We start from the raw sequence: 23,492 nt of genomic DNA on the forward strand, positions 1-23,492 counted from the left end.
CCGGGGCGGCGGTCATGCGACGGCCACCGCGCCGATGCGGCGGGCCAGGGCGGTCAGGTGGCCGATCCCGCGCGGTGTGAGGAGACACGCCGTGGTCGTCAGGAGGGCGGCGGCCTCGTCGGCGAGCGCGGCGATCCGGGCCTCCACGGCCCGCACCGCGCCGAGGTCGCGCAGGAGCCCGCGGAAGGCCTTCAGTTCCGTCTCGTCCGCAAGGGGATTGCCGAGAGTGGAACGGATACGGGCCTCGGCTCCGGGCGGCCCGGACCGCCGGGCCAGCTGCACGGCCACGGCGGTCAGATACGTGAGCTTGCCCGAACGGATGTCGTCGCCGGACGGCTTCCCCGTCTGCGCGGGGTCCCCGTAGACGCCCAGAAGGTCGTCGCGGAGCTGGAACGCCAGGCCGGTCCGGCGGCCGAACTCGTGCAGGACCTCCGTCGCGCGGTCGTCCGCGCCGGCGGCGACCGCGCCAACGGCCAAGGGGCGGGCGACGCTGTAGAGGGCGGACTTCAACTCGGCGGTGCGCAGCGCCGCCTGTGGGTCGTCGGAGCCCTCCGCCTGCAGGCGGAGGTCCAGGTGCTGGCCCGCCACCATCTCGGACCGCATGGCCTGCCAGAGCTCTTCGACCCTGCGGCGCACGGCGGCGTCCATGGGAACCGTCCTGAGCAGGTCCTCGGCCCACACCAGGGCCAGGTCGCCCGCCAGCACGGCCTGTGCGAACCCGTAGGCCGCCGCGTCCCCGGACCAGCCCGCGCGGCGGTGCGCCTCGGCGAAGTGGGCGTGCACGGCGGGCCCGCCGCGGCGGGTCTCCGAACGGTCCATCACGTCGTCGTGGATCAGTGCGCAGGCCTGCAGCAGCTCCAGCGCCGCCCCCAGCCGCACCGGCACCCCGGCCTCGTCCCCGGCGGTGGGCCCGCCGGCGGCGAGCCAGCCCCACCACACGCAGCGGGCCCGCAGCCGGGCACCGCCCCGCGAGACGAACTCCGTCAGCACCTCGGCCAGGGCGGCGTCCGCGGGCAGGACGCCCGATCCGGTGAGGCGCCGCTCCGCCATGTAGGCGGACAGTTCGGCCTCCACTGCTCCCACCACTTCGGTGTCGGCTCCCGCATCCGCGCGTTCCACGTCGGCCTCTCGGTCGATGTCCCGGGCGGCCGGACTCCGCGTGCGGAGTCGGCTCCCTCTGGCGACCGCTTCCCACTCCGCCGCCTCGGAGCCTCGCGCCCGCCGCAGGGCGTGCCCGCGGCGGTGTGCGGACCCCTCGGGGGTCCACGGTCGCTCCCGACTCTCGCACCGGCCCGGCCGCCGCGCATCCGCAGGCACCCGCACGGCCGGTCTCGCCGGGGCGCGTCGGGGCGCGTCGGGGCGGGGTCACGTCAGGTCGGGTGGGTGGGGTCGGGACGGGCGGGATCTGATCGGACGCACGCTGCCGGTTCGGGGAGCGGGGGTGCCCCGTCCAGGTGGGCGACGACGGCCCCAGGGCGGGTCCGCCCGGTTGCCGCCGTCCGAGGTCTGCGGCGGTTCAGCCGTTCGCCGTCCACGGGCGCGAGCGGCACGCGGGTCGGCGACGGTCCCGTCGTGCCCCGTCAGAGGGGAGGGTGTGCGCCGCCACCGCGGCCGGCCGTCGCAGCTCGTACGCTCCGTGGGCTTCCCGGTCGTCCCGCCCGAAGCCTTGCTCCAGCACGTGCCGCGCGGGGCGGTGGGATGGGTCGATGGCCGCCTGCGGTGCGCTCCGCTCGGCGCCCACCACCGTCGTGGCGTTCGGGCGGTCCCGTGTCCGGCGGGCCCGGCGCAGCACCGCCGCCCCGCGGGGGCCTGTTCGAGCGGGCCCGCGGGTGCGGAGCCGAGCGGGCCTCGGTTCCGGCTCGCGCCGGTGCGCGGCTTGCCCGCACGGCGGCGGGCGGTCGCGGGCCCGTGACGGGACGTCCGACCGCGCCGCGCCCGGCGCAGCCCGGAGCGGGAAGAGCGGGGGGGGCCGTACGCCCGGCCCGGGGCGTGCGGCCCGTCCCCGACCGCGGTCGGTGACACTCTGGGGCCGGCACCGCGTGGTGGCGAACCGCCGCTCAGCCACCGCCGTTCAGCTGTCGAGGACCGCCTGCCGGGGCTCGGTGGCCGGTGCCGCCTCAGCGGTGCCGGACGCCGCGCGGGCGGCCGGGATGGCCGCGGCGATGAGCGCGGCGAGCAGTGCGATGCCGCAGCCGATCATCAGGCCGGTGCGGAAACCGCTCTCGGAGGTGAAGGTGTAGCCGCCCGCGGTCATGGACATCTGGGAGAGGACGACACCGACCACAGCGGCGCCCACCGAGGTGCCGAGCGAACGCATCAGGGCGTTGAAGCCGTTGGCGGCGGCGGTCTCCGCCAGCGGGACGGAGCCCATGATCAGGGCGGGCATCGACCCGTACGCGAGTCCTACACCACTGTTGACGACCATGACCGCCAGCATCAGGCCCCAGGCGGTGCCGGTCAGGACCAGCGACAGCCCGTACCCCGCGGCGAGGACCAGGGTGCCGCAGATCAGGGTGACCTTGGGGCCGCGGGCGTTGGTCAGCTTGCCGCCGAGGGGAGAGACGATCATCATCATGACGCCGCCGGGCAGGAGCCACAGGCCCGCCGCGAGCATGGACTGGCCGAGGCCGTAGCCGGTCGCCTTCGGGAACTGCAGCAGCTGCGGGACCACCAGCATCCCGGCGTACATGCCGAAGCCCACGAAGACCGAGGCGACATTGGTGATCAGCACCCGGGGCCTGGCCGTGGTGCGCAGGTCCACCAGCGGGTCGCGGGTGCGCAGTTCCCACCATCCCCAGACGCCCAGCACGACGACGGCCGCACCGAAGAGGCCGAGCGTGGTCGCCGATCCCCAGCCCCAGTCGGCGCCCTTGGACACGGCCAGCAGCAGGCACACCAGGCCGGCGCCCAGGCCGAGCGCCCCGGGCACGTCGAAGCGCTGTCCCTTGGCGCCGGCGGGCACCTCGGGAATGAAGAACCAGATCAGCGCCGCGACCACGGCCGCGAGGCCCCCGGCGCCCCAGAACAGCACGCGCCAGTCGGCGTACTGGGCGACGGCGGCGGCGATCGGCAGGCCCAGGCCACCGCCGATACCCATGGAGGCGCTGACCAGGGCGATGGAGGAGCTGAGCCTCTCCGCGGGCACCACGTCGCGCAGCAGGGCGATCCCGAGAGGCACCATGCCCATGCCCATGCCCTGCAGACCGCGTCCGACGATCATCGGCACGACGGAGGACGACAGGGCGCACACCACCGAGCCCGCCACCAGCGGCACCGAGCAGGCCACCAGCATGCGCCGCTTGCCGACCAGGTCGCCGAGCCGTCCGAAGACGGGCACGCACACGGCCGCCACCAGGAGGGTGGCGGTGATCACCCACGCGGCGTTCGAGGACGAGGTGTTCAGGATCCGGGGCAGTTCGGTCAGCAGCGGGGTGACCAGCGTCTGCATGATGGCGGCGGTGGTGCCGGCGAGGGCGAGCGTGGCAACCACGCCCCCTGCACGGGCTGTGGGTGGTGGGGCGTTCATGTCGGCACTCCTCGACGGGCGTCCATACGTTTCAAGCGGTGTGCATCATACATATGAGATGCATGGCACACATGATGTGTCGGGTGCACGCCTATGCGACGATGACCATGGGCGCCGAGGAGGGACACCGGCGGCGGCCTGTGAACGGCAGGAGGCGGAAGCGACATGGGCAGACACTCCCACGAGGTCGAGTACGAGCAGATGCTCCTAAGCCGCCACGAGGTGCTGCGCCACCGGTCCAGCAGCCTGGACCGCAGCGCCTACATCCTCCTCAGCCGTATCCGCGTCCAGGGGCCGATGTCGATCGGCGAACTGAGCGAGGCCTTCGCGCTGGACACCTCGACCCTCAACCGGCAGACGGCCGCCGCCATGCGCGCCGGCCTCGTCGAACGCATCCCCGACCCCGAGGGCGGCATGGCCCGCAAGTTCCGCATCACCCTCCGGGGCGCCCGCATGCTCGACGAGGAACGGGACACGATCATCAGCGGCCTGGACAGGGTGATGGCCGACTGGTCCGACGAGGACATCGCCGCCTTCGCCTCCTACCTCAGGCGCTTCAACACCGACATCGAACGCCTCGCCGGGCGGCCGTGGCCGCGCCCGTGACCATCTGCGGCGCATCTCACTTTCAAATATAAATTCAGGAGGTAGCCTGGGGGTGCGCGGACCTCCAGGGGCCCGCTGCGGAACACTGCACGGAGCCCTGAAGAAGGGCATGTCGCGAAGGACTGCGGTATGGAGATCAAGGGGTCGGTCGCCCTGGTGACGGGAGCCAACCGGGGGATCGGGCACGCGTTCGCCCGGGCCCTCCTCGAACGCGGCGCGGCGAAGGTCTACGCCGCCGTTCGCGATCCGAAGAGCGTGACGGATCCGGACGTCGTGCCGCTGCGGCTGGACGTGACGGACGAGGCGCAGGTGGAGGCGGCGGCGCGGGCCGCCGGCGACGTCTCCGTCCTGGTCAACAACGCCGGCGTCGCCGGCGGGGGCGCCGGGCTGCTGTCGGGCGGCCTCGACGGCGCGCGCCAGGCCATGGAGGTCAACTTCTTCGGCACGTGGTCGGTCTCCCGGGCCTTCGCCCCGGTGCTGGCGCGCAACGGCGGCGGCGCGGTGGTGAACATGCTGTCGCTGGCGTCCTGGGTCGGGCGGCCGGACTTCCCCGGCTACGCCGCGTCCAAGGCGGCGCAATGGTCGCTGACGGATTCCCTGCGCAAGGGGCTGCATGCGCAGGGCACCCTCGTCGTCGGCGTGCACTGCGGATTCGTGGACACCGATCTGAGCGCCTGGACGGACGCGCCGAAGATCAGCGCCGCCGACGTGGCGGACATGGCCTTGGACGCCGTGACCCAGGGCCGGTACGAGGTCCTCGGCGACGAGGCGACGCGGAGCACCAAGGCCGCCCTCTCGCTGCCGCCCGTGTCCGGCGCCTGATCCGCGCCGCTCCTCAGGGTCCGCGCCGGTCCGCGCATGATGTCGCCCCGCACCACCGGCGATCCGGCGCGCGGGACACCCCCCGCGAACCGTCACGCGCACACCGGCGCGGAATAGAACCCTCCGGAGGAACGTAATAAGGAGGCAAAAGACGCTGGTCACGTGAGAGCCCGTACACCTCGGTGGCGGTCGGGTCCGCGGTCGGCGCAGATCACGGACCGTCCGGGAGGCAGACATGGGCATACGGCGGACGACCCTTCCGGGCATCGGGACGCAGTATGTCGTGCCCACGCGTACCGGGCGGAACCTGTCGGTGGTGGTGCACCAGGACGGGCGGAGGTTCCTCGGGTTCTACGAGGCCGACGATCCCGACGCCTGCGGAATGTCCCTCCCCCTGGAGGCCGACGAGGCCGCGGCACTGGCCCGGCTGCTGGACCCGACGCCCCTGGACGCGGTGCGGACGGACGGCATCGGGCTGGTCACCGAGCAGCTCCCCGTCGACTCGAGATCGCCGTACGCGGGGCGGCCGCTGGGCGACACCCGGGCGCGGACGCTGACCGGTGCCTCCGTCGTCGCGGTGCTGCGACGGACGAGCGCGCATCCCTCGCCCGGCCCGGACTTCCGGCTGGCGATCGGCGACACGCTCGTGGTGGTCGGCACGCGTGAGGGCGTCGACGCCCTGGCCGCCATCGTGGCGGGTCGGTGAGCATGCACGACACCACCGCTCTGCTGATCGAACTCGGGGCCGTCATTCTCGGCCTGGGCCTCATCGGGCGCTTCGCGGGCCGGCTGGGGCTCTCGCCCGTCCCGCTCTACCTGCTGGCCGGTCTGGCCTTCGGGCACGGCGGCGTCCTTCCGCTGTCCGCGAGCGAGGACTTCATCTCCGTGGGGGCGGAGATCGGGGTGATCCTGCTGCTCCTGATGCTGGGGCTGGAGTACAGCGCCTCGGAACTGGTCACCAACCTGCGCACCCAGTACCCCTCGGGGGCCGTGGACTTCGTTCTGAACGCGGTGCCGGGCGCGGTGGCCGCGCTGCTGCTGGGATGGGGGCCGGTGGCGGCCGTCGCGCTGGCGGGGGTCACCTGGATCTCCTCCTCGGGGGTCATCGCGAAGGTGCTCACGGACCTCGGACGGCTCGGCAACCGCGAAACGCCCGTGGTGCTCGGCGTCCTGGTCATCGAGGACCTGGCCATGGCGGTCTACCTGCCGCTGCTGACCACCTTGCTGGCGGGCCTCGGGCTGGCGGCCGGGGGCGTGACCCTGGCCATCGCCCTCGGCACCGTGGGCGTCGTGCTGTATCTGGCACTACGCCACGGACGACTGCTGAGCAGGGCCGTCTCCTCCGACAACCCCGAGATGCTGCTGCTGGTCGTGCTCGGGCTGGCGCTGGTCGTGGCGGGCATCACGCAGAAGCTCCAGGTGTCGGCGGCCGTCGGCGCGTTCCTGGTGGGCATCGCCCTGTCCGGTGAGGTCGCCGAGGGTGCGGGACGGCTGCTGACGCCGCTGCGCGATCTGTTCGCCGCCGTCTTCTTCGTGTTCTTCGGGTTGTCGACCGACCCCGCGGCCATTCCGCCGGTACTGCTCCCGGCGCTCGCCCTGGCGCTGGTCACCACGGGAACCAAGATCGCCACCGGCTGGTACGCCGCGCGGCGGGCGGGCATCCAGGCGCGCGGCCGGTTGCGGGCGGGGGGCGCGCTCGTGGCGCGCGGGGAGTTCTCGATCGTCATCGCCGGCCTGGCCGTCGCCGCGCAGCCCGGGATCGGGCCTCTCGCCACCGCGTACGTCCTGATCCTGGTCGTCGCCGGTCCGCCGGCGGCCCGCTACACCGAGCCCGCGGTCACCGCGCTCGCCCGGCTGCTGCGGCGGGACGCGTTCGCGCCCCCGCCACCGGAGACCCTGGAGCCCTTCGAGGCCCTCGATGTGGCGCAGGCCGAGGAGTCCTCCGCGCGGCCCTGAGCGCGGCCATCTTGTTCCGAGATGACTGACATCATGATCCATCTCTACTGAAGGGGAAGCATCCGCGGCGTGCGGGCGCTGCACCAGTGGTCCGGGCGGCACAAGGAGTCGTCCGGCACCGACACCGTCCGCTGAACCGCGCTCCCGGTCCCCGCCGGGGAAGGGGCTGCCCCATGGCCACCCGCCCGAAGCGCCCTTCCGTGCGTTCCCAGGCGCCCGCCGCTGCCGCCCCCGGCGTCCCCGGATGGCTGATAACCCTGCTGGCCGTCGCCTCCGGCATGACCGTCGCCAACCTCTACTACGCCCAGCCGCTGCTGTCGTCCCTGAGCCGCGACTTCCACCTCGGAACGGCGACCGCCGGCGCGCTGGTCACGGTGACGCAGATCGGTTACGTGGTGGGGATGGTCTTCCTGGTCCCGCTCGGCGACCGGCTGGAGAAGCGCCGGCTGGTCACCTCGGTGCTCGCCCTCACCACGGTCGCCCTCGCGGTGGCGGGCACCGCCTCGAGCTTCCCGGTGCTGCTCGTGGCGTCGCTGGTCAGCGGTGTCACCTCCGTCGTCGCGCAGATCCTCGTGCCGTTCGCGGCGGACCTCGCGCCCGACCAGGCCCGCGGTCGCGTCGTCGGCCGGGTGATGAGCGGGCTGCTCGCGGGGATCCTGCTCTCCCGCACCGTCAGCAGCCTGGTTTCCGACGTCGCGGGCTGGCGCTACGTCTATCTCGGCTCCGCGGTCCTGATGGCCCTCCTGGCCCTGGCGCTGCATGCCGCCCTGCCGCAGCGCGCCCCGACGACCGCCCTTCCCTACGGCCAGGTCCTGCGCTCGACGGCGCGACTGGTGCGGACGCATCCGGCGTTGCGGCGCCGGGCGCTGTACCAGGCCGCCCTGTTCGGCGCTTTCAGCGCGTTCTGGACCACCGTGTCCTTCCTGCTCACCGGACCGTTCCACTACTCGCAGATCGGGGTCGCGGTCTTCGCGCTCGTGGGCGCCGCGGGTGCCGCGGTGGCTCCGGCGGCGGGCCGCTGGGCGGACCGCGGGCTCTCCCGCCCGATCACGGGGACCGCATTCGGCGTGGCGGCCGCGGCCTTCGCCGTGGCGGGCTTCGGGCAGCACAGCATCGTCCTGGTCGCCCTCGCCGGGATCCTGATCGACATGGCCGTGCAGACCACGCTGATCCTCGGGCAGCACACGGTGTACCAGCTCGACGCCACCGCCCGTTCCCGGTTGAACAGCGCCTTCATCGCGCTCTTCTTCGTGGGCGGTGCGCTCGGATCCGAGCTGGGGTCGTTGGCCTACCACGCGGCCGGCTGGACGGCGGTCAGCTACCTGGGCGCCGGACTGCCCCTGATCGCGCTCGGCTACTGGGCGACGGAGTGGCGCGCCGCCCGCACGACCGCGCGGGACCCGGCGGCGCAGACCCACACCCGCTGACCGGACTCACCCGCCCACCGCGGTTCTTGCGGCCCGACACCCCGCCTGCCTCCCCGCAACGGCGCCCCGCACGGATCACCCCTGCCCCGTAGCGGCCGTACCGGAAACGATGTGCCTCAACAGCGCCTGCACCGCGGGCGCCGGATCACCGCCCGGCCTGACCACCATGATCTTCCAGGCGGGCGCGTGCCGCTCGAACCGGCGGACGGCCAGATCCGGGAAGTGCGCGGCGATCGAGGCGGGCATGACACAGACCCCCAGATCGTGCCGGACCAGCTCGGCCGCGGCAAGGACGTCGTTCGCCTCGAACACCCGGGTCCGCTCCACCGCCGCTGCCCGAAAAGCCCGGTCCACCTCGGCGCGGGCGGCGAAACCGGGCGGGAAGTCCACGAAGGGCATACCGGAGACCTCCTCGAAGGTCACCACGTCCTTCCTCGCGAAGGCCCGCCCCGGCGCGGAGACCAGAAGCATCTGCTCGCGCGACAGGAGGCGGGTCACCAGCCCCCGTTGCTGCTGGCGGTCGAGGGCCACCACCGCGAGGTCCACCGTGCCCTCCCGCATCGCCTGCCGGATGTCGGCCACCGCGGCCTGCCGAAGGCGCACGGTCACCCCGGGGTGTTCCGCGCGCAGGCGCGCCAGGGGCTGGTGCAGGCCGGCCCAGACCCCCTGCATCGTGCCGACGGTCACCAGCCCCCGCAGCTCCCCCCGGACGGCGTCGACGGCGGCGCGCGCCTCCTCGGCCGCGCGGAGCGCGGCACGCGCAGCGGGCACGAACGCCTCCCCCGCCGGGGTCAGCGACACCCGGTGCGTCGTCCTCTCGAAGAGTGCGCTGCCCAACTCCCGCTCCAGCGCCCGTACGGCTCCGGACACCGCGGACTGCACGACGTGCAACCGGCGGGCGGCCGCCGTGAAGCCGCCCTCCTCGGCGACCGCGACGACCACTTCCATCTGCCGCAGATCCATGCGCACCAGCCGCCTTCCCGTCACCGGCCCCGGGCCGGCCGCCCTGATGATCCACCGCTGCAAGCATCGCACCGGCAGCAGGACGGGCGGACTCTCCGCGTGGTGCGGGGCCTGGCGGCCCTGGCCGCCCGATCCTGTCCCCGAACGTCATATGCGTCTCAACTTCCCTCTCTCGACACTCCGTTCATGTGATCACGCGCCTGACGACCACGCTCGTTCACACCGCGGCCGGGTGCGTGCCGCACATTCGCCGGGGCGTTCCGCTCGGGGCCGCCGCAGTGCAGGGACAGCACCAGGGAGAACGCGTGCGAGCCACACCAGCCGCCGTCCCCGCCGCGCCGGGCGGCGCGGCGGCAGCCGCTGACACCGCTGACACCACCTCAAGCGTCCTCGGGGCAGCGCCGCCGGACGTGCTCGCCGCGATCGAGGAGCAGGCGCGGCGGACACCCGACGCCCCGGCAGTCGTCGATGCCGCGGGCACCACCTCCTACGCAGGGCTCCTGGCCGCCGTCACCCCGCTGGCGCGGGCCCTGCGGGGGCACGGAGTGCGCCCGGGGGACCTGGTGGGCCTGTGCCTGCCCAGGGGCCGGGACGCGGTCGTGGCGATGCTGGCGGTGCTGCGGGCCGGGGCCGGCTACCTGCCGCTCGACCCGGGATACCCGGCGGCGCGAGTGGCGGTCATGCTCGAGGAGGCCGCGCCCCGGGTGGTGCTGGTCCCGCCCGGCGGCACGGACGGGTTCGCCCCCTCCCTGCCCGCGGGGACGCCGGTGCTCGCGGTGGACGCGGCCGCCGGGGCCGATCCCGTCCCGGGCACGCCGCTGGCCCCGGAGGACCCGGCGTACGTCATCTTCACCTCCGGCTCGACGGGACGGCCCAAGGGCGTGGTGGTACCGCGCCGCGCGCTGACGCACTTCTGCCGGGCGGCCGGGGAACGCTACGGCTTCTCCCCCGTCGACCGCGTGCTGCAGTTCGCGTCCCTCAGCTTCGACGCCAGCGTGGAGGAGATCTTCCCCCCGCTCGCCGCCGGCGCCGCGGTCGTCGTCCGGGACGACGACATGATCAGCCGTCCCGACGTCTTTCTGGACCGCTGCGCCGGGCTCGGCATCACGGTCCTCGATCTGCCGACCGCCTACTGGCACGAACTCGTCGCCGCGCTCGCGCGCGGCGAGGCGGTGCTCCCCCCGACGGTGCGCACGGTGATCATCGGCGGTGAGGCGGTCCATCCCGAGGCGGTCGCCCGCTGGGAGGCGCGGGTGGGCACGCGGGTGCGGCTGCTCAACACCTACGGGCCCACCGAGACCGCGGTCGTGGCGACCGCCGCCGACCTGACCTCCTGGACGGGCGAGGGGCCGGTGCCCATCGGCACTCCGCTGCCAGGTGTCGCCGTACGGGTCGTCGCCGAGGACGGCACGACAGCGGCGCCCGGCGAACCGGGCGAGTTGCGCATCGGAGGCGCCGGAGTGGCCACCGGCTACCTCGAACGCCCGGAACTGACCGAGGACCGGTTCCGCGAGGGACCGCACGGACTACGCGAGTACCTGTCCGGCGACCGGGTGCGGCAGCTGCCGGACGGCGGCCTGGAGTACCTGGGCCGGCTCGACCACCAGGTGAAGATCCGCGGCTTCCGGGTGGAACCGGGCGAGGTGGAGAGCGCGCTGCGGGCGGTGCGGGGCGTCACGGACGCCGTCGTCCTCGTGGACACCGGCGCGGGCGCGCCGCGGCTCGCGGCCCACCTCGTGACCGCGGACAAAGCGCCGGGCACCGACGCCATCCGCCGTGAGCTGGCCACCCGCCTGCCGCACTACCTCGTTCCGGCCGTCCTCTTTGTCCACCCGGCCTTCCCGTTGACGGCGCAGGGCAAGGTGGACCGCGCCGCGCTGGCCGCCTCGGCGACCGCGGCCCCGGTGGTGCCCCCGGTCGCGGCGGACAGCGCCGGGGACCGTTCGCCCGAGGCGCTCGTGGCCGCCGTGTGGCGGGAGGTGCTCGGCGCCGGGGACATCCGTCCCGGTGACGACTTCTTCGCCCTCGGCGGGGACTCGCTCTCCGCCATCCGTATGATCAGCCGGCTGCGGCACGCGCACGGGGTCGACCTCACGCTCAGCGCGCTCTACGCGGCGCCCACGCTGGCCGAGGTCGCCACCGCCGTCCGTGCCGCCGGCGGTGCCCCGGGTTCCTCGCCCACCCTGGGCGCCCGCGAGGACGAGGAGCACGGTGAGGGACACGGCGGGGAGCTGCCGGCCGGAAAGCCGTCGCAGGTCCCGCTCACCGCTCTGCAGCGCGACTTCTGGATGGCCGAGCAGGTGAGCCCGGAACTTCCGGTTCACACCCTGGGCATCCGCTATCGCTGGGCGGCGCCCGTCCGTCCCGAACTGCTGCCCCGGTGCCTCGCCGAACTGGCCGCGCGCCACCCCGCTCTGGTGTCGCGCTTCCCCTACCGCGACGACACGCCGGTGATGGCCGTCGACCCGTCCGCGACCATCCCCTTCGGCGAGATCGACCTGCGGGACCTGGAACCGGCGGCGGCCCGGGCGCGGGCGGCGGAGGAGCGCCGCGGGATCGTGGGCGAGCCGATCGATCTCGAGCGGGGCCCGGTCGCCCGCGCGGTGCTGGTGCGCACGCCCGACGGGGACGAGCTCCTTTTCGCCGTCCACCACCTGGTCTTCGACGGCTGGTCCGTGGGGGTGCTCGGGGACGGGCTCGCCGAGGTGTACGACGACCTGAACGCGGGTCGTGAGCCGCGGCGCACCGGCCCCGACCGCCTCGCGGAGGCCGTTCGCCGGCGGACGGCCGCCTCGGGTGACGCCGCCCTCACCGCGTACTGGCGCGACCGCTTCGACGGCGCGGACCTCGACCTGGAGCTGCCAGCGGACCGGCCGCGTCCCGCCGCGGCGACCCACCGTGCGGGACGGGTCACCCGCGACCTCGGTCCCGCGTCGCTCGCCCTGCTGAACGCGTGCGCCAGGGAGCACCGGGTCAGCCTCTTCATGGTCGTCCTCGCGGCTGTGCAGGTCGTCCTCGGCAGATACAGCGGCCGAAGCGACGTGACCGTGCTGGCCCCGGTGGCCGGACGGGAGGACCCCGCGCTGGACCGCGTCGTCGGCTCCGTCCTCGACATCCTGCCGCTGCGCGGCGACCTGACGGGCCGTCCGACGTTCGCCGGGCTGCTGGCCCGGGTGCGGGACGCCGTGCTGCGCGACCTTGAGCACCAGGGGCTGCCGCTGCCCGAGATCACGGCGGCGGTACGGCGCCCGGGCGGCGGCCGGCTCGACCCGCTCAGCCGGGTGAGCGTGACCGTCCACAACACGGCGGCGCCGCGTGACCCGCTGGTGGCGTACGCCGGGGACGAGGCGCCCGCCGCGACCGTGGCGGACCTCGCGATCGGTCTGGACTTCCCGGCCGACGGCCCGGTCCTGACCGTCGACTACGCGGCCGAACTCTTCGACGCCGAAAGGGTCGAGGCCTTCGTGGGCCATCTGCTGACCCTGCTCCTCGCCGCGGCCGCCGCCCCGGGGACCGAGGTGGGCCGGCTGCCCCTGCTCACGGCCACCGAACGGCACACCGTCCTCCGCACGTGGAACGACAGCGCCGCCGAGATCCCCGCGGCGCGCGGCCTGTCGGAGGTCTTCGAGCGCTGCGTGGCACGCCGGCCGGACGCGCCCGCCCTCACCTCGGGCTCGCGGACGGTCAGCTACGACTGGCTCAACCGGAGGGCGAACCGCGTCGCCCACGTGCTGCGTGAGCGCGGCGTGCGCCCTGGCGAGCGGGTGGCGATCTGCCTGGACCGCGGGATCGACCTGTTCGCGGCGATGTGGGGGGTCCTCAAGGCGGGCGGCGCCTATGTGCCGTTGGACCCGGCATACCCGCACGAGCGGCTGCGCTACATGCTCGAGGACAGCGGCCCGGTGGCCCTGGTCACCCGGCTCGACCTCGCGGGCGCCCCGGACGCGCCCACAGGCTCGGCCGTCCTCGCGCTCGACCGGGACGCCCCGCTGCTCGACGCCGCGGCGGACACCGACCCGGAGCCCGTCGGGACACCGGACGACCCGGCCTACGTCATCTACACCTCCGGGTCCACCGGCCGCCCCAAGGGCGTGGTGGTGACCCACCGGAACCTGGTGCACGCCGCCACCATGTGGCAGCGCGCCTACGACCTCGACCCGGACTGGACGTACCAGCAGGCCGCAAGCTTCTCCTTCGACATGTTCGTGGGCGAGACGCTGCGCGCGCACTGCACCGGCGGCCGGCTCGTCGTCGTCCCGCGCGAGACGCTGCTGGACCCGGCGGAGCTCTACGCGCTCATGCGTACGGAGCGGGTCCAGTGCACCGAACTGGTGCCGGCCGTGCTGCGGGCGCTGCTGGCCCACGCCGAACAGGCCGGGGAGCGCCTGGACTTCGTGCGGCTGCTGATCGGCGGTGGCGAGAAGTGGCAGGTACGCGAGTATCAGCGGGCGCAGCGCCTCGTCGGCCCCGGCAACAGGGTTGTCAACGCGTACGGCGTCACCGAGGTCACGGTCGACAACGTCTACTTCGACGGGGACGTCGACGACCTTCCGGCCGAGGCGCCGCTGCCCATCGGCCGTCCCTTCCCCAACAACCGGGTGTACGTCCTGGACGCGTTCGGGGAGCCGGTGCCGCCCGGTGTCGTGGGCGAGCTGCACCTGGGCGGCGCCGGGGTGTCGCCCGGCTACCACGAGCGGCCGGAACTGACCGCGCAGCGGTTCGTCCCCGACCCGTACGCTCCGGACGCGGCAGGCGGCCTGGGCGGCACGGCAGGCGGCGCGCGCATGTACCGGACCGGGGACAGCGCGCGCTACCGCCGCGACGGCACGGTGGACTTCTTGGGCCGTCTCGACGACCAGGTCAAGGTGAACGGCTACCGGGTCGAACTCGGCGAGGTCGAGGCAGCGCTCGGCGCGCTGCCCGGGGCGGCGGCGTCCGCGGCCGCGGTGCACACGCTGCCCTCCGGGTCCGCCCAGCTCGTCGGCTACGTCGTGACGGCTCCGGACGCCGGGCTCACCGAAGCGGCGGTGCGTGAGGCGCTGGGCACCACTCTGCCCGCCCACATGGTGCCCGCGCGCGTGGTGTTCCCGCCGCGGCTGCCGCTCACCCCGAACGGCAAGCTCGACCGGCGCGCCCTGCCCGCACCGCCCGACGCCGCCGACGCCCCGGCGCGCACCGCCCCCCGGAACGCGGCCGAGCAGCGCATCGCGGCCGTCTGGGCGAGCACGCTGGGAGTGCGGGAGACGGCGATCGGCATCGACGACAGCTTCTTCTCGCTGGGCGGGGACTCCTTCGCGGCGCTGTGGGCCGTCCGGCGGATCGATCCGGGCCTGGCCCTGGTGGAGCTCTACCGCACGCCCACCGTGCGCGGGCTCGCCGCGCTGCTCGCGGACCGCGCGGAACGCGAGCAGCGAGGCGAGGGGCGGGCCACGGAGCCGGCGCCGCTGCTGCACCGGCTCACGGCGCGGGAGGCGGATCCGGGCGCGGGCGGCGTCACGGTCGTCGCGGTGCCCTTCTCCGGCGGCAGCGCCGTCGCCTACCGGCCGCTGGCCGAGCAACTGCCGCCGCAGTGGGGGCTGTACGCGGTCGAGCTGCCGGGCCACGACATGAGCAGGCCGGACGACGCGCTGCTCCCGGGCGCCGAGGTGGCGTCCCGGGTGGTGGCGGAACTCGGGGCGGTGCCGGGCCCCGTCCTGCTCTACGGGCACTGCCTGGGCACGGGCGTCACGCTGCAGATCGCACGCCAGGCGGAGGCCGCCGGCATCGACGTGGTGGGAGTCGGCCTCGGCGCGGCCTTCCCCACAGCGCGGCTCCCCGGGCGCTTCTTCGACTGGCTGCACCGGCTGGTGCCCACCGACTGGCTCACCTCAGACCGGGAGTACCTTTCCTACCTGCGGGCGCGCGGCGGCTTCACGGAACTCGACGACCCCGAGCAGGAGCAGTTCGTGCTGCGCAACGTGCGGCACGACGCCCGGGACGCCGAGGAGTTCTACACGAGGGCATACCAGAACACGGCGACGCCCAGACTGCGGGCCCCGGTCCTCAGCGTGGTGGGCTCCCGGGACCGGGTCACCGAGCTCTACCAGGAGCGCTATCACGAGTGGGAGCACTTCGCGGACGACGTGTCCCTGGCGGTGCTCCCGAAGGCGGGCCACTTCTTCGTCAAGTCCCACGCCGCACCGCTGGCCCGGACCCTGGTGGAGCACGTCGAGCGGCGGTGCGAACAGCCGGCCCCGGTGGACGGCGCGCGGGTCGACAGCGGCACGCCCCAGGACGGCGCGGCCGGAGCAGAGCGCTCCGGGCAGGACGGCGCCGAGGGGCAGCCCGACAAGGTCCGGCTGCCCCGGCGGCAGGCGAGGGCCACGGCGGGCGCCAGGCCGAGCCTGTCCCGGTTCGCCGTCGTGGCCCTCGGCCAGTTCCTGTCGATGATCGGCAGCAGCCTCAGCACCATGGTCCTGAGCATCTGGGTCTACCGGCAGAGCGGTTCGATCACCGACTTCGCCGTGGTCAACGCGGTGGGCATGCTCCCCGGCATCCTTGCGGGGCCGCTGGCCGGCGCGATGGCGGACCGCTGGAACCGCCGCATGATCATGCTGGCGAGCGACGCGGTGGCGGGCCTGGCGATGGGCGCGCTCGGCCTACTCGTCCTCGGCGGCGGCCTGCGGATGTGGCAGGTCTACCTGGCCGTGTCGGTCACGTCCGTCGCGGGCGCCTTCCAACGGCCCGCCTACCTGGCCGCGGTGGCCCAACTGGTGCCCAAGCGGTACCTCGGGCACGCGGGCGGCATCAGCCAGCTCGGGGTGGGCGTGGGCACGGTGTCCGCGCCCATGATGGGCGCCGGGCTGATCGGGGTGATCGGCGTCCCCGGTGTGCTCCTGATCGACGTGTGCAGCTTCGCGGCGGGAGTCGTGACACTCGTGGCGGTCCGTTTTCCCGACACCCTCTTCCGCCGCCGCGACGAGTCGTTCGGCAGGGAGCTCACCGGCGGCTGGCGCTACGTCGCCCGCCGGCCCGGGCTCCGCGCGGCGCTGCGCTTCTTCGTCGTCGACCACGCCTTCTACACCCTCGGCTTCGCGGTCATCACACCGATGCTGCTCATCGAGCAGTCCCCACTGGTACTGGGCACGGCACTGGGCGCCGGGGGTGTCGGCGGGCTGTGCGGCAGCCTGGTGATGGGACTGTGGGGCGGCACGGCCCGCAGAGCGCACGGCATGCTCGTCTCCATGGCGGTGGCCAGCCTGGCGATGGCGATGACCGGTTTCGCCTGCCCGCCGCTGATCGTGGCCGGGATGTTCCTGCTGGCCTTCGGCGAGTCCCTGGCCGACGGACACTGGGTCGCTCTCGTCCAGACCAAGGTCGGCCTCGAGCTCCAGGGGCGCGTCCTGGCCCTGTTCATGACGCTGATGATGCTGACCATGCCGCTCGGCTATCTGGTCGTCGGCCCGCTGGCCGAGCACTTCGTGACGCCGCTCCTGGAGCCGGGCGGCGCGCTGGCGGGCACGGTCGGAGTGCTGCTCGGCACCGGCCCCGGACGCGGGCTCGCGCTGCTCGTCGTCGTCAGCGGCCTGCTGCAACTGGGCTGGGCCGCCCGCGGCTGGGCCGACGCACGGCTGCGCCTGATCGAGGACGAACTGCCCGACGCCCTGCCCCCGGCGGAGATCGGCGACCTCGACGACCTCCAGGCCCACGCCGACTCCCAGCTCGTCACGGCCCGCGCCTGACACCCCGCGCACCGGTGCCCGCAGCCATGCCGGGCGCCGGCGGGCACATCCCACCACCACACCCCACCACGCCCGAGAGGGAACCGTCATGTCCACCGCAGCACCACCGTCGACCGAAGCCCCCTCCGACGCCTTCGGCACCCCCCTCGTCGATGTCTCCGCCCTGATCCCCTCGGACGGCCGGGTCCTGGTCAAGGACGAGACGCGCTACGCCTCGGGAAGCCACAAGGAGCCCGCCGCCCGCGCCGTCGTGGCCCGTGCCGTGGCCGACGGCCACCGGCACGTCACCATCGCGACCTGCGGCAACTACGGCCGGGCCATGGCCACGGCCTGCCAGGCCGCCGGCGTGGAGTGCACGGTCGTCCTCCCCTCCGGCTGGAGCGACGGCGGCGAGGCGATGCGCGCCGCCGGAGCGCGCGTCCTCCTGGTGGACGGGTCCTACGAGGACGCCGTGGACGAGTCCCGCCGGCTCGCCGCCCGCGGTGACCGGGTCGACGGCAATGTGGACGGCCCCTACGCCGAGGCCGTGTTCGAGGGGCACGGGGTGGTCGTGTCCGCCCTGCGTGCCGCGCTGCCCGAACCGCCTGCGGCGATCTGGCTGCCGGTCGGCAACGGCACGACCGTGATCGGCGTCAGGCGACGGCTGGAGCTGCTTCGCTGGGACACCGTGGTCAACGGCGTGGGATCGGCCGGCAACAACCCGATGGTGACCTGCTGGCCGGGCCCGTACCGGCCGCTGCCCCCGCAGTCCGTCACCACCACCGACCACAACCAGCCGCTGGTCAACTGGCACGCCCTCCAGGGGGACGAGGCCATGACGGCGATCGCTGCCACCGGCGGCACCGTCCTCGGCGCCGACGACCGGGAGCTGTGCGAGGCAAGGGACGCGCTAACGGAATTCGGGGCCTTTCCCACCGCCGCCGGAGCCGTAGCCCTCGCCGGGCTGCTCCGCACCGCCCGCTCCGAGGGCCTGGCGCCCGGCACCCACGTGGTGGTGCTCAGTGGCCGTTGACCGGCTCCTCCCCGAAGTGGAGTACCACCCGCCCGCCGGCCCGGCCGTGCTGTTCACACGGCTGAAGGTGACGGCCGCCGACGAGCGCGTCTTCCTCGGCAAGCTGGCCGTCCTGGCCGCCCTCGTCTGCGTGGGTGCGGTGCTCGCGCTGCGGCGCGACGTGTGGGCAGCAGGTGCCGGGATCGTGCTGCTGGCGGCCATGTTCACGCACGCCGTCGAGTTGCAGCACCAGTGCCTGCACCACTCCGCATTCCGGCGCGCGCTTCCCCACCGGTTGGTCGGCGTCCCGCTGGGGATGCCGCTGCTCGTCGTCTACAGCCACTACCGGGTGCGCCATCTGCAGCACCACCGCTACCTGGGCACCCCGCAGGACACCGAGTTCTTCGGCTTCGACACCCGGGGACCGCTGACCTTCCGGGCGCTGCTGCGCGGGCTGCTGGACTACCCGCGTCTGGGCGCCGTCGCGGCGGACGTCGTACGCGCCGCCACGGGGCGCTGGACCTACGCCTTCGGGCAGATCGCGCCGGCGATGCGGCGGCGCATCGTGACCGAGCACATCCTGCTGGGCGCCGCGGTGCTGGGCGCGGTCGTCCTGACGGTCCTCGGCCACGGCGGGTATGTGCTGCGGCTGTGGATGCTCCCTCTGCTGCTCGCCGTCCCGCTGCACTTCCTCGTCGAGCTTCCGGAGCACCTGCTGTGCGACCCGGAGACGACCGACGTGCTGCGCAACACACGGTCGATCAAGGGAAACCGGCTGAGCACCTGGTTCACTAACGGCAACAACCTGCACATCGAGCACCACGCGGCGATGACGGTGCCGATCAACCGCCTCGGCGAGCGGCACGAGGAGACGAGGGCCTTCGCCGTGCACGTGGAGCGCGGCTACGCGGACTTCTACCGGCTCCTCTGGCAGGCGCTGAGGAACCGGCCGGCGGACTCGTAGCCCCCGGTCGACGACGGCACCGATGCGCGCCCGCGGCGGGGGCCGGGCGGCGGCGGCCGCGCCCGCGGCGGGGGGCCGCCGCCCAGGACGCCCCGCCGCCGTCCGGCCGCCGTCCGGCCGTCGTCCCGCCGTGCCCGAGCGGTCCCGGGCGGTCCCGGGCGGTGTCCCGGGCGGTGTCGCTGACGAGGGGAAGCGCCCGCTCACGCGCCTCGAACGGGTTCGTGGCGCGGGCCGCCGATCACCCCCGCGCGGGCGTTCTCTCCGCGTACCATCACTCGATGGCCGACATGACCGAAACCACGCCCGGCTGGCTGTCTCCGGACGACCTGGAGCTGACCCGCGCACGCATGCCGATCCTCTACGTCGACGCCGTGCCCGTGCGGGTCGACGACAGCGGGGAGGTGACACACATCGGTCTCCTCCTGCGCATCGGTCCGGACGGGAGCGTCAGCCGCGCCCTCGTCTCCGGGCGGGTGCTCCATCACGAGCGGGTCCGCGAGGCGCTGCTGCGCCACCTGGAGAAGGACCTGGGGCCCATGGCGCTGCCGCGCGTCCCGGTCTCCCCGCAGCCCTTCACCATCGCGGAGTACTTCCCGACGCTGGGCGTGACCCCCTTCCACGATCCCCGGCAGCACGCCGTGTCCCTGGCCTACGTCGTCCCGGTCGCGGGTGACTGCCACCCCCGGCAGGACGCCCTCGACCTGGTGTGGTTCACGCCGCAGGAGGCGTCGTCGCCCCAACTGCAGCAGGAGATGCAGGGCGGCCAGGGCGTCCTGCTCCGGCAGGCCCTGGCGCACGTCGGCTGCCTTTCCTGAGGACCGCCTGCACCCGGCTCGGGCGACCGGGCCGGGCACGGGCCACCGCGGCCGCCGCAGAGGCCGTCGCGGTCACGCTCGGGACGGCGCCGCGGTGGCGGCCGGCGTTCTCTCCGCCTCCGCGGCGGCCAGGGCCTCCTCGAGGGTGCAGTGGACCGGTATGACCTCGGTCAGCTCGGTGATCCGCAGGAGACGTCTGGTCGACCCCTCGGGACAGACCAGACGCAACCGGCCGTCGCGGCCGTCGGCCGCGTGGTGCGCCCAGACCAGGACGCTCAGCCCGCTGGCGTCGCAGAACTCCAGCCGGGACAGGTCGAGGACGACGTGCGCCGGGCGGTGTACGGCGATGACGTCCTCGAGGTGGTCGCCCAGCAGGTGCGCGGTCGAGATGTCGAGTTCGCCCGCCACCTCCACCACGGGCCACCCGTCGCAATGACAAGATGAGACCGTCAGCGGATCCATCGTCTCCCACCTCCCGCGGCCGTACGCGTTGTCCTCGCGGGCCGCGGCTGAGCGGCCCGGCAGGGCTTGTTCGGGGCTTCCATCTGCGCCGAACCCGGAGCCACCGCTCGTGCGGCACTCCGGGCTGCTCGGGCCGGCGCCCTACAGGTGCCATACCCATATCCAGCATATGCCAACAAAATGTGCGTAAATCCCTGCCGGGCCGCCGACGTTCCGCCCTCCCAGGGGCCACCGGTCACCGCACCGGGGCGGGCCGGCCACACCCGCGTGCATGGGGCGTGACCGCGCGGGTACGGGCACGCTCAGGGAGGCACCGCCTCCGCTCGCCGTCCCGCACCGATCCGCGCATGTCCCCGCCGCCCCCGGCCGCGGGAGCCCAAGTCTGTGAGGCACCCAGATGAAGCTGTCCTTCCTGCAACCGCTGTACAGCCGGCCGGGCCCGTGGGCGAGCACCTACCTGGACACCTCCCGCGACATCGCGGAACCCGACAGGGTCATCGCCTCGCGCTGGCGCCGGCTGCGTGACGACCTCACGGCCCACGGCGCCGACCCCGCCACCGTCCATGCCCTGCACGCCGCGGTGGGGATCGACGACGACCTGCCCGGACGGCACGGCCAGGCCCTGTTCGCCACCCGCGGGGAGCTCGTGCTGGCCGAGGAGCTGCCCGCCCCTCCCCCACACGACACGGCCAGCGTCGACGCCCTCCCCGACGCCCTGCCGCTGGTGCTGCAGCGCGCTCCGGACCTCCCGTACCTGGCACTTCTCATCGGCCGCGCCGAGGACGGCGACAGCGTCCGGCTCGCCGCCCAGGCCGAGCGCTGGCCGGCCGGACGCATCGACACGGACCTGGCGGTGCGGCAGACCGTGCCGCTGGAGGAGTGGCAGCAGACCGCCCCCCAGCTCTCTCGGGATCTGGCCGACCTGGCCGAACGCGGTGGCGCTGAGGTCCTCGTGCTGGGACGGGATCCCGGCGACACCTGGGTGTCCGATGTCCTGGTCGACCGCTTGCCGGAGCACCTCAGGAAGAACCTCGTCACGGTGGGGGGCCGCGACCACGGGGGCACCTGGGACCGGGCCCTGCTGGAGGAGCGGCTCTCCCACGAGCTGGGCAGCCGCCTCAACGCCGCCGACCAGGCCCGGCTCGAGGCATACCTGGCGCAGCGGGCCCGTGACCGCGCCGGCTGCGAGGGCACCGCCGCCACGGTGACGGCACTGCGGCGCGCGCGGGCGGCAGCCGTCCTGGTCAACGACCCGGCGTCGCTGCCCGAGCGTCTGTGGGCCGGACCCGAGGCCACACAGATCGCGGAGTCGGCGGCGGAGCTGCACACCTTCGGCGTGACACACGTGCGGGAGGAACCCGCCGGTGCCGCCCTGCTGCGGGCCGCCGCGGAGACCGGGGCGGAACTGGTGGTCGTGCCCCGCCGGACCCTCCCCCTGGACGACGGCATGGGTGTCCTGCTCCACGACGACGACGCCGGCGTACCACCCCAGTGAGGCCTCGGGTGCGGAATCGGCGCCGCCCGGGATGCGTTTGTACCAATGAGTACAACGAGAGGGGCAGGATGCCGACCGTCGACGCGGTACAGCAGCCGGGCCGTCAGCCACAGCAGCAGCCGGCCGTGGAAGGACGCTGGACGCTCTCCCATCAGCCCGACGCGCCCGCCCGGGGCCGCGAGCTCTCCAGGGAGCTCCTGCGGCGCTGGAACGTGCCGCCCGCCATAGCCGCTGAGATCCTGCTGGTCGTCTCGGAACTCGTGACCAACGCCATCGAGTACGCTCGGCCGCCCATCACGCTGCGCCTCGACCGCGACGACGACACCGGCCAGGTACGCGTGGAGGTCACCGACGGCGGACCCGCCGCGTCCCAGGGCGAGTGGGCGGCCAGCTGCGGAGCCGGCGAACACGGCCGGGGCCTGCTGATCGTGCACCAGGTCGCCTCGGCGCACGGCGACCGGATCGAGACGGGCCGCGCCCTGCACTGGGCGGAACTGGCCACCGCGGCCTCACAGAAGCACCGAGGGAAGGGCGCTCGGGGATCGCGTCGCCTGACGGACACGGCCGGGACCCGCGCGTCCGCGAGGCGGGCACGCCGGGCACGGCGGGTGCTACGACGGCCGGAACTGCTCCGCCCAGATGGTCTTGCCGGTCGGGGTGTGGCGGGTGCCCCAGCGGTGGCAGAGACGGCCGACCAGCAGCAGGCCGCGGCCACCCTCGTCGAGGACGCGGGCACGGCGCAGGTGCGGGGAGGTGTTGCTGGCGTCGGACACTTCGCAGATCAGTGTCCCGTTGTGGATCAGGCGCAACTGGATCGGCGCCTCGGCATGGCGGATGGCGTTCGTGACCAGTTCGCTCACGATCAGTTTGGTGGCGGGAACCGCGTCCGGCAGGCCCCAGCTGGCGAGCTGACCGGCGGCACGCCGACGGGCGTCGGCCACCGCGGCCGGCCGGTGCGGAAGCTCCCAGGTGACGACGTGGGAGGCCCCGAGCGCATGGGGCCGGGCGACGAGCACGGCGGCATCGTCCTCGTGCTCTTGCTGCCGCAGTCGCCGGAGCAGCGTGTCGCACACCGCGTCCAGTGAGGACGCGGGGTCCTCCAAGGCCCCGCGCAGGCGCCGCAGGCCCTCCTCGATGCCGTGGTGACGGTCCTCCACGAGTCCGTCCGTGTACATCACCAGCAGGCTGTCCTCGGGCAGTTGCAGCTCAGTGGCCTCGAACGGCACACCCCCCACCCCCAGGGGCGGGCCGGGCTCCACGTCCACGAAGTCGACGAGCCCGCGAGGGGTGACGACCGCCGGCGGGGGATGGCCGGCGCTGGCCATGACGCAGTGGCGGGTGACGGGGTCGTAGACCGCGTAAAGGCAGGTGGCGCCGATCTCCCCGACGCCCTCCGCGCCTTCCCGCACCTGTTCGAGGACCAGGTCGTCGAGCTCCGCGAGAAGCTCGTCGGGCGGCAGGTCGACGTCGGCCAGGGTGCGCACCGCGGTACGCAGCCGTCCCATGGCGGCGGAGGCGTGGATGCCGTGGCCGACCACGTCGCCGACGACCAGCGCGACCCGCGCGCCGGACAGCGGGATGACGTCGAACCAGTCGCCGCCCACGCCCGCCTGGGGATCGGCCGGCAGATAGCGGGCAGCGGTCTCCACGGCCAGATGCGAGGGCAGCCGCCGCTGGAGCTGGCTGCGCTGCAGGTCGCGTGCCGCGCCGTCGCTCTCCGGAGGGGCGACGGCTTCCATGAACC

At 74.1% G+C, this 23,492-nt stretch carries 14 protein-coding genes and 2 pseudogenes; 11 read left to right on the forward strand and 5 right to left on the reverse strand.

The features are described 5' to 3' along the window. Positions 1 to 12: 12 nt before the first annotated feature. The gene (locus AC3ET4_RS01930) at positions 13 to 1,119 is read right to left on the reverse strand and encodes a polyprenyl synthetase family protein (protein WP_431945140.1); all 1,107 of its coding nucleotides are present in this window, start codon (positions 1,117 to 1,119) and stop codon (positions 13 to 15) included. Positions 1,120 to 2,071: 952 nt separating this feature from the next. Beyond that, a complete protein-coding gene (locus AC3ET4_RS01935; protein ID WP_431945142.1) occupies positions 2,072 to 3,526 on the reverse strand; it encodes an MFS transporter in 1,455 nt (484 codons plus the stop codon). Positions 3,527 to 3,691: 165 nt separating this feature from the next. Here AC3ET4_RS01935 and AC3ET4_RS01940 point away from each other — a divergent pair, with 165 nt between their 5' ends. From AC3ET4_RS01940 to AC3ET4_RS01960, 5 genes are all read left to right on the forward strand, one after another. Continuing rightward, a complete protein-coding gene (locus AC3ET4_RS01940) occupies positions 3,692 to 4,132 on the forward strand; it encodes a MarR family winged helix-turn-helix transcriptional regulator (RefSeq protein WP_431945144.1) in 441 nt (146 codons plus the stop codon). A gap of 129 nt (positions 4,133 to 4,261) precedes the next feature. Next, the gene (locus AC3ET4_RS01945) at positions 4,262 to 4,954 is read left to right on the forward strand and encodes an SDR family oxidoreductase (RefSeq protein WP_431945146.1); all 693 of its coding nucleotides are present in this window, start codon (positions 4,262 to 4,264) and stop codon (positions 4,952 to 4,954) included. 235 nt (positions 4,955 to 5,189) lie between these two features. Beyond that, on the forward strand, positions 5,190 to 5,660 hold the full coding sequence (locus AC3ET4_RS01950) for a cation:proton antiporter regulatory subunit (protein ID WP_431945148.1): 471 nt from the start codon (positions 5,190 to 5,192) through the stop codon (positions 5,658 to 5,660). A 2-nt stretch (positions 5,661 to 5,662) separates the two neighbouring features. Further along, entirely contained in the window at positions 5,663 to 6,910 is a 1,248-nt protein-coding gene (locus tag AC3ET4_RS01955) for a cation:proton antiporter (protein WP_431945252.1), read from the forward strand. Positions 6,911 to 7,083: 173 nt separating this feature from the next. Then, a complete protein-coding gene (locus AC3ET4_RS01960; RefSeq protein ID WP_431945150.1) occupies positions 7,084 to 8,337 on the forward strand; it encodes an MFS transporter in 1,254 nt (417 codons plus the stop codon). A 75-nt stretch (positions 8,338 to 8,412) separates the two neighbouring features. Here AC3ET4_RS01960 and AC3ET4_RS01965 read toward each other — a convergent pair whose 3' ends face one another. Then, the gene (locus AC3ET4_RS01965; protein WP_431945152.1) at positions 8,413 to 9,300 is read right to left on the reverse strand and encodes a LysR family transcriptional regulator; all 888 of its coding nucleotides are present in this window, start codon (positions 9,298 to 9,300) and stop codon (positions 8,413 to 8,415) included. Positions 9,301 to 9,605: 305 nt separating this feature from the next. Between AC3ET4_RS01965 and AC3ET4_RS01970 the strand changes: the two genes are divergently transcribed. From AC3ET4_RS01970 to AC3ET4_RS01985, 4 genes are all read left to right on the forward strand, one after another. Next, complete coding sequence (locus AC3ET4_RS01970; protein ID WP_431945154.1) at positions 9,606 to 17,021, forward strand: non-ribosomal peptide synthetase/MFS transporter; 7,416 nt, start codon at positions 9,606 to 9,608, stop codon at positions 17,019 to 17,021. Between the two features lie 88 nt (positions 17,022 to 17,109). Continuing rightward, positions 17,110 to 18,033 carry a pyridoxal-phosphate dependent enzyme gene (locus AC3ET4_RS01975; protein WP_431945156.1) on the forward strand — a complete coding sequence of 308 codons (924 nt, stop codon included), beginning with the start codon at positions 17,110 to 17,112 and terminating at the stop codon, positions 18,031 to 18,033. Further along, positions 18,023 to 18,976 carry a fatty acid desaturase family protein gene (locus AC3ET4_RS01980; protein WP_431945158.1) on the forward strand — a complete coding sequence of 318 codons (954 nt, stop codon included), beginning with the start codon at positions 18,023 to 18,025 and terminating at the stop codon, positions 18,974 to 18,976. Before AC3ET4_RS01975 ends, AC3ET4_RS01980 begins: the two co-directional genes overlap by 11 nt. Before the next feature lie 287 nt (positions 18,977 to 19,263). After that, on the forward strand, positions 19,264 to 19,791 hold the full coding sequence (locus tag AC3ET4_RS01985; RefSeq protein ID WP_431945254.1) for an NUDIX hydrolase family protein: 528 nt from the start codon (positions 19,264 to 19,266) through the stop codon (positions 19,789 to 19,791). A 72-nt stretch (positions 19,792 to 19,863) separates the two neighbouring features. On the opposite strand, the gene AC3ET4_RS01990 is transcribed toward AC3ET4_RS01985, so the two are convergent. After that, positions 19,864 to 20,253: an STAS domain-containing protein gene (locus AC3ET4_RS01990; protein ID WP_431945160.1), complete on the reverse strand. Its 390-nt coding sequence runs from the start codon at positions 20,251 to 20,253 to the stop codon at positions 19,864 to 19,866. Positions 20,254 to 20,650: 397 nt separating this feature from the next. Between AC3ET4_RS01990 and AC3ET4_RS01995 the strand changes: the two genes are divergently transcribed. Both AC3ET4_RS01995 and AC3ET4_RS02000 read left to right on the forward strand, forming a co-directional pair. Next, positions 20,651 to 21,748, forward strand: coding sequence for a baeRF2 domain-containing protein (locus AC3ET4_RS01995; protein ID WP_431945162.1), 1,098 nt, complete (start codon positions 20,651 to 20,653; stop codon positions 21,746 to 21,748). A 68-nt stretch (positions 21,749 to 21,816) separates the two neighbouring features. After that, positions 21,817 to 22,245 (forward strand): annotated as a pseudogene (locus AC3ET4_RS02000) (ATP-binding protein); the annotation flags it as partial. 114 nt (positions 22,246 to 22,359) lie between these two features. On the opposite strand, the pseudogene AC3ET4_RS02005 reads toward AC3ET4_RS02000, so the two are convergent. Then, positions 22,360 to 23,451: pseudogene (locus tag AC3ET4_RS02005) on the reverse strand (SpoIIE family protein phosphatase); the annotation flags it as partial. Positions 23,452 to 23,492 lie beyond the last annotated feature (41 nt).

It is taken from the genome of Actinacidiphila sp. bgisy167 (genome assembly GCF_057707665.1).

Coding starts and splice junctions, on each gene's coding strand:
- AC3ET4_RS01975 (WP_431945156.1), top strand. CDS start 17,110: ATGTCCACCGCAGCACCACCGTCGACCGAAGCCCCCTCCGACGCCTTC.
- AC3ET4_RS01945 (WP_431945146.1), top strand. CDS start 4,262: ATGGAGATCAAGGGGTCGGTCGCCCTGGTGACGGGAGCCAACCGGGGG.
- AC3ET4_RS01940 (WP_431945144.1), top strand. CDS start 3,692: ATGGGCAGACACTCCCACGAGGTCGAGTACGAGCAGATGCTCCTAAGC.
- AC3ET4_RS01965 (WP_431945152.1), bottom strand. CDS start 9,300: ATGGATCTGCGGCAGATGGAAGTGGTCGTCGCGGTCGCCGAGGAGGGC.
- AC3ET4_RS01990 (WP_431945160.1), bottom strand. CDS start 20,253: ATGGATCCGCTGACGGTCTCATCTTGTCATTGCGACGGGTGGCCCGTG.
- AC3ET4_RS01985 (WP_431945254.1), top strand. CDS start 19,264: ATGACCGAAACCACGCCCGGCTGGCTGTCTCCGGACGACCTGGAGCTG.
- AC3ET4_RS01955 (WP_431945252.1), top strand. CDS start 5,663: ATGCACGACACCACCGCTCTGCTGATCGAACTCGGGGCCGTCATTCTC.
- AC3ET4_RS01950 (WP_431945148.1), top strand. CDS start 5,190: ATGGGCATACGGCGGACGACCCTTCCGGGCATCGGGACGCAGTATGTC.
- AC3ET4_RS01960 (WP_431945150.1), top strand. CDS start 7,084: ATGGCCACCCGCCCGAAGCGCCCTTCCGTGCGTTCCCAGGCGCCCGCC.
- AC3ET4_RS01935 (WP_431945142.1), bottom strand. CDS start 3,526: ATGAACGCCCCACCACCCACAGCCCGTGCAGGGGGCGTGGTTGCCACG.
- AC3ET4_RS01995 (WP_431945162.1), top strand. CDS start 20,651: ATGAAGCTGTCCTTCCTGCAACCGCTGTACAGCCGGCCGGGCCCGTGG.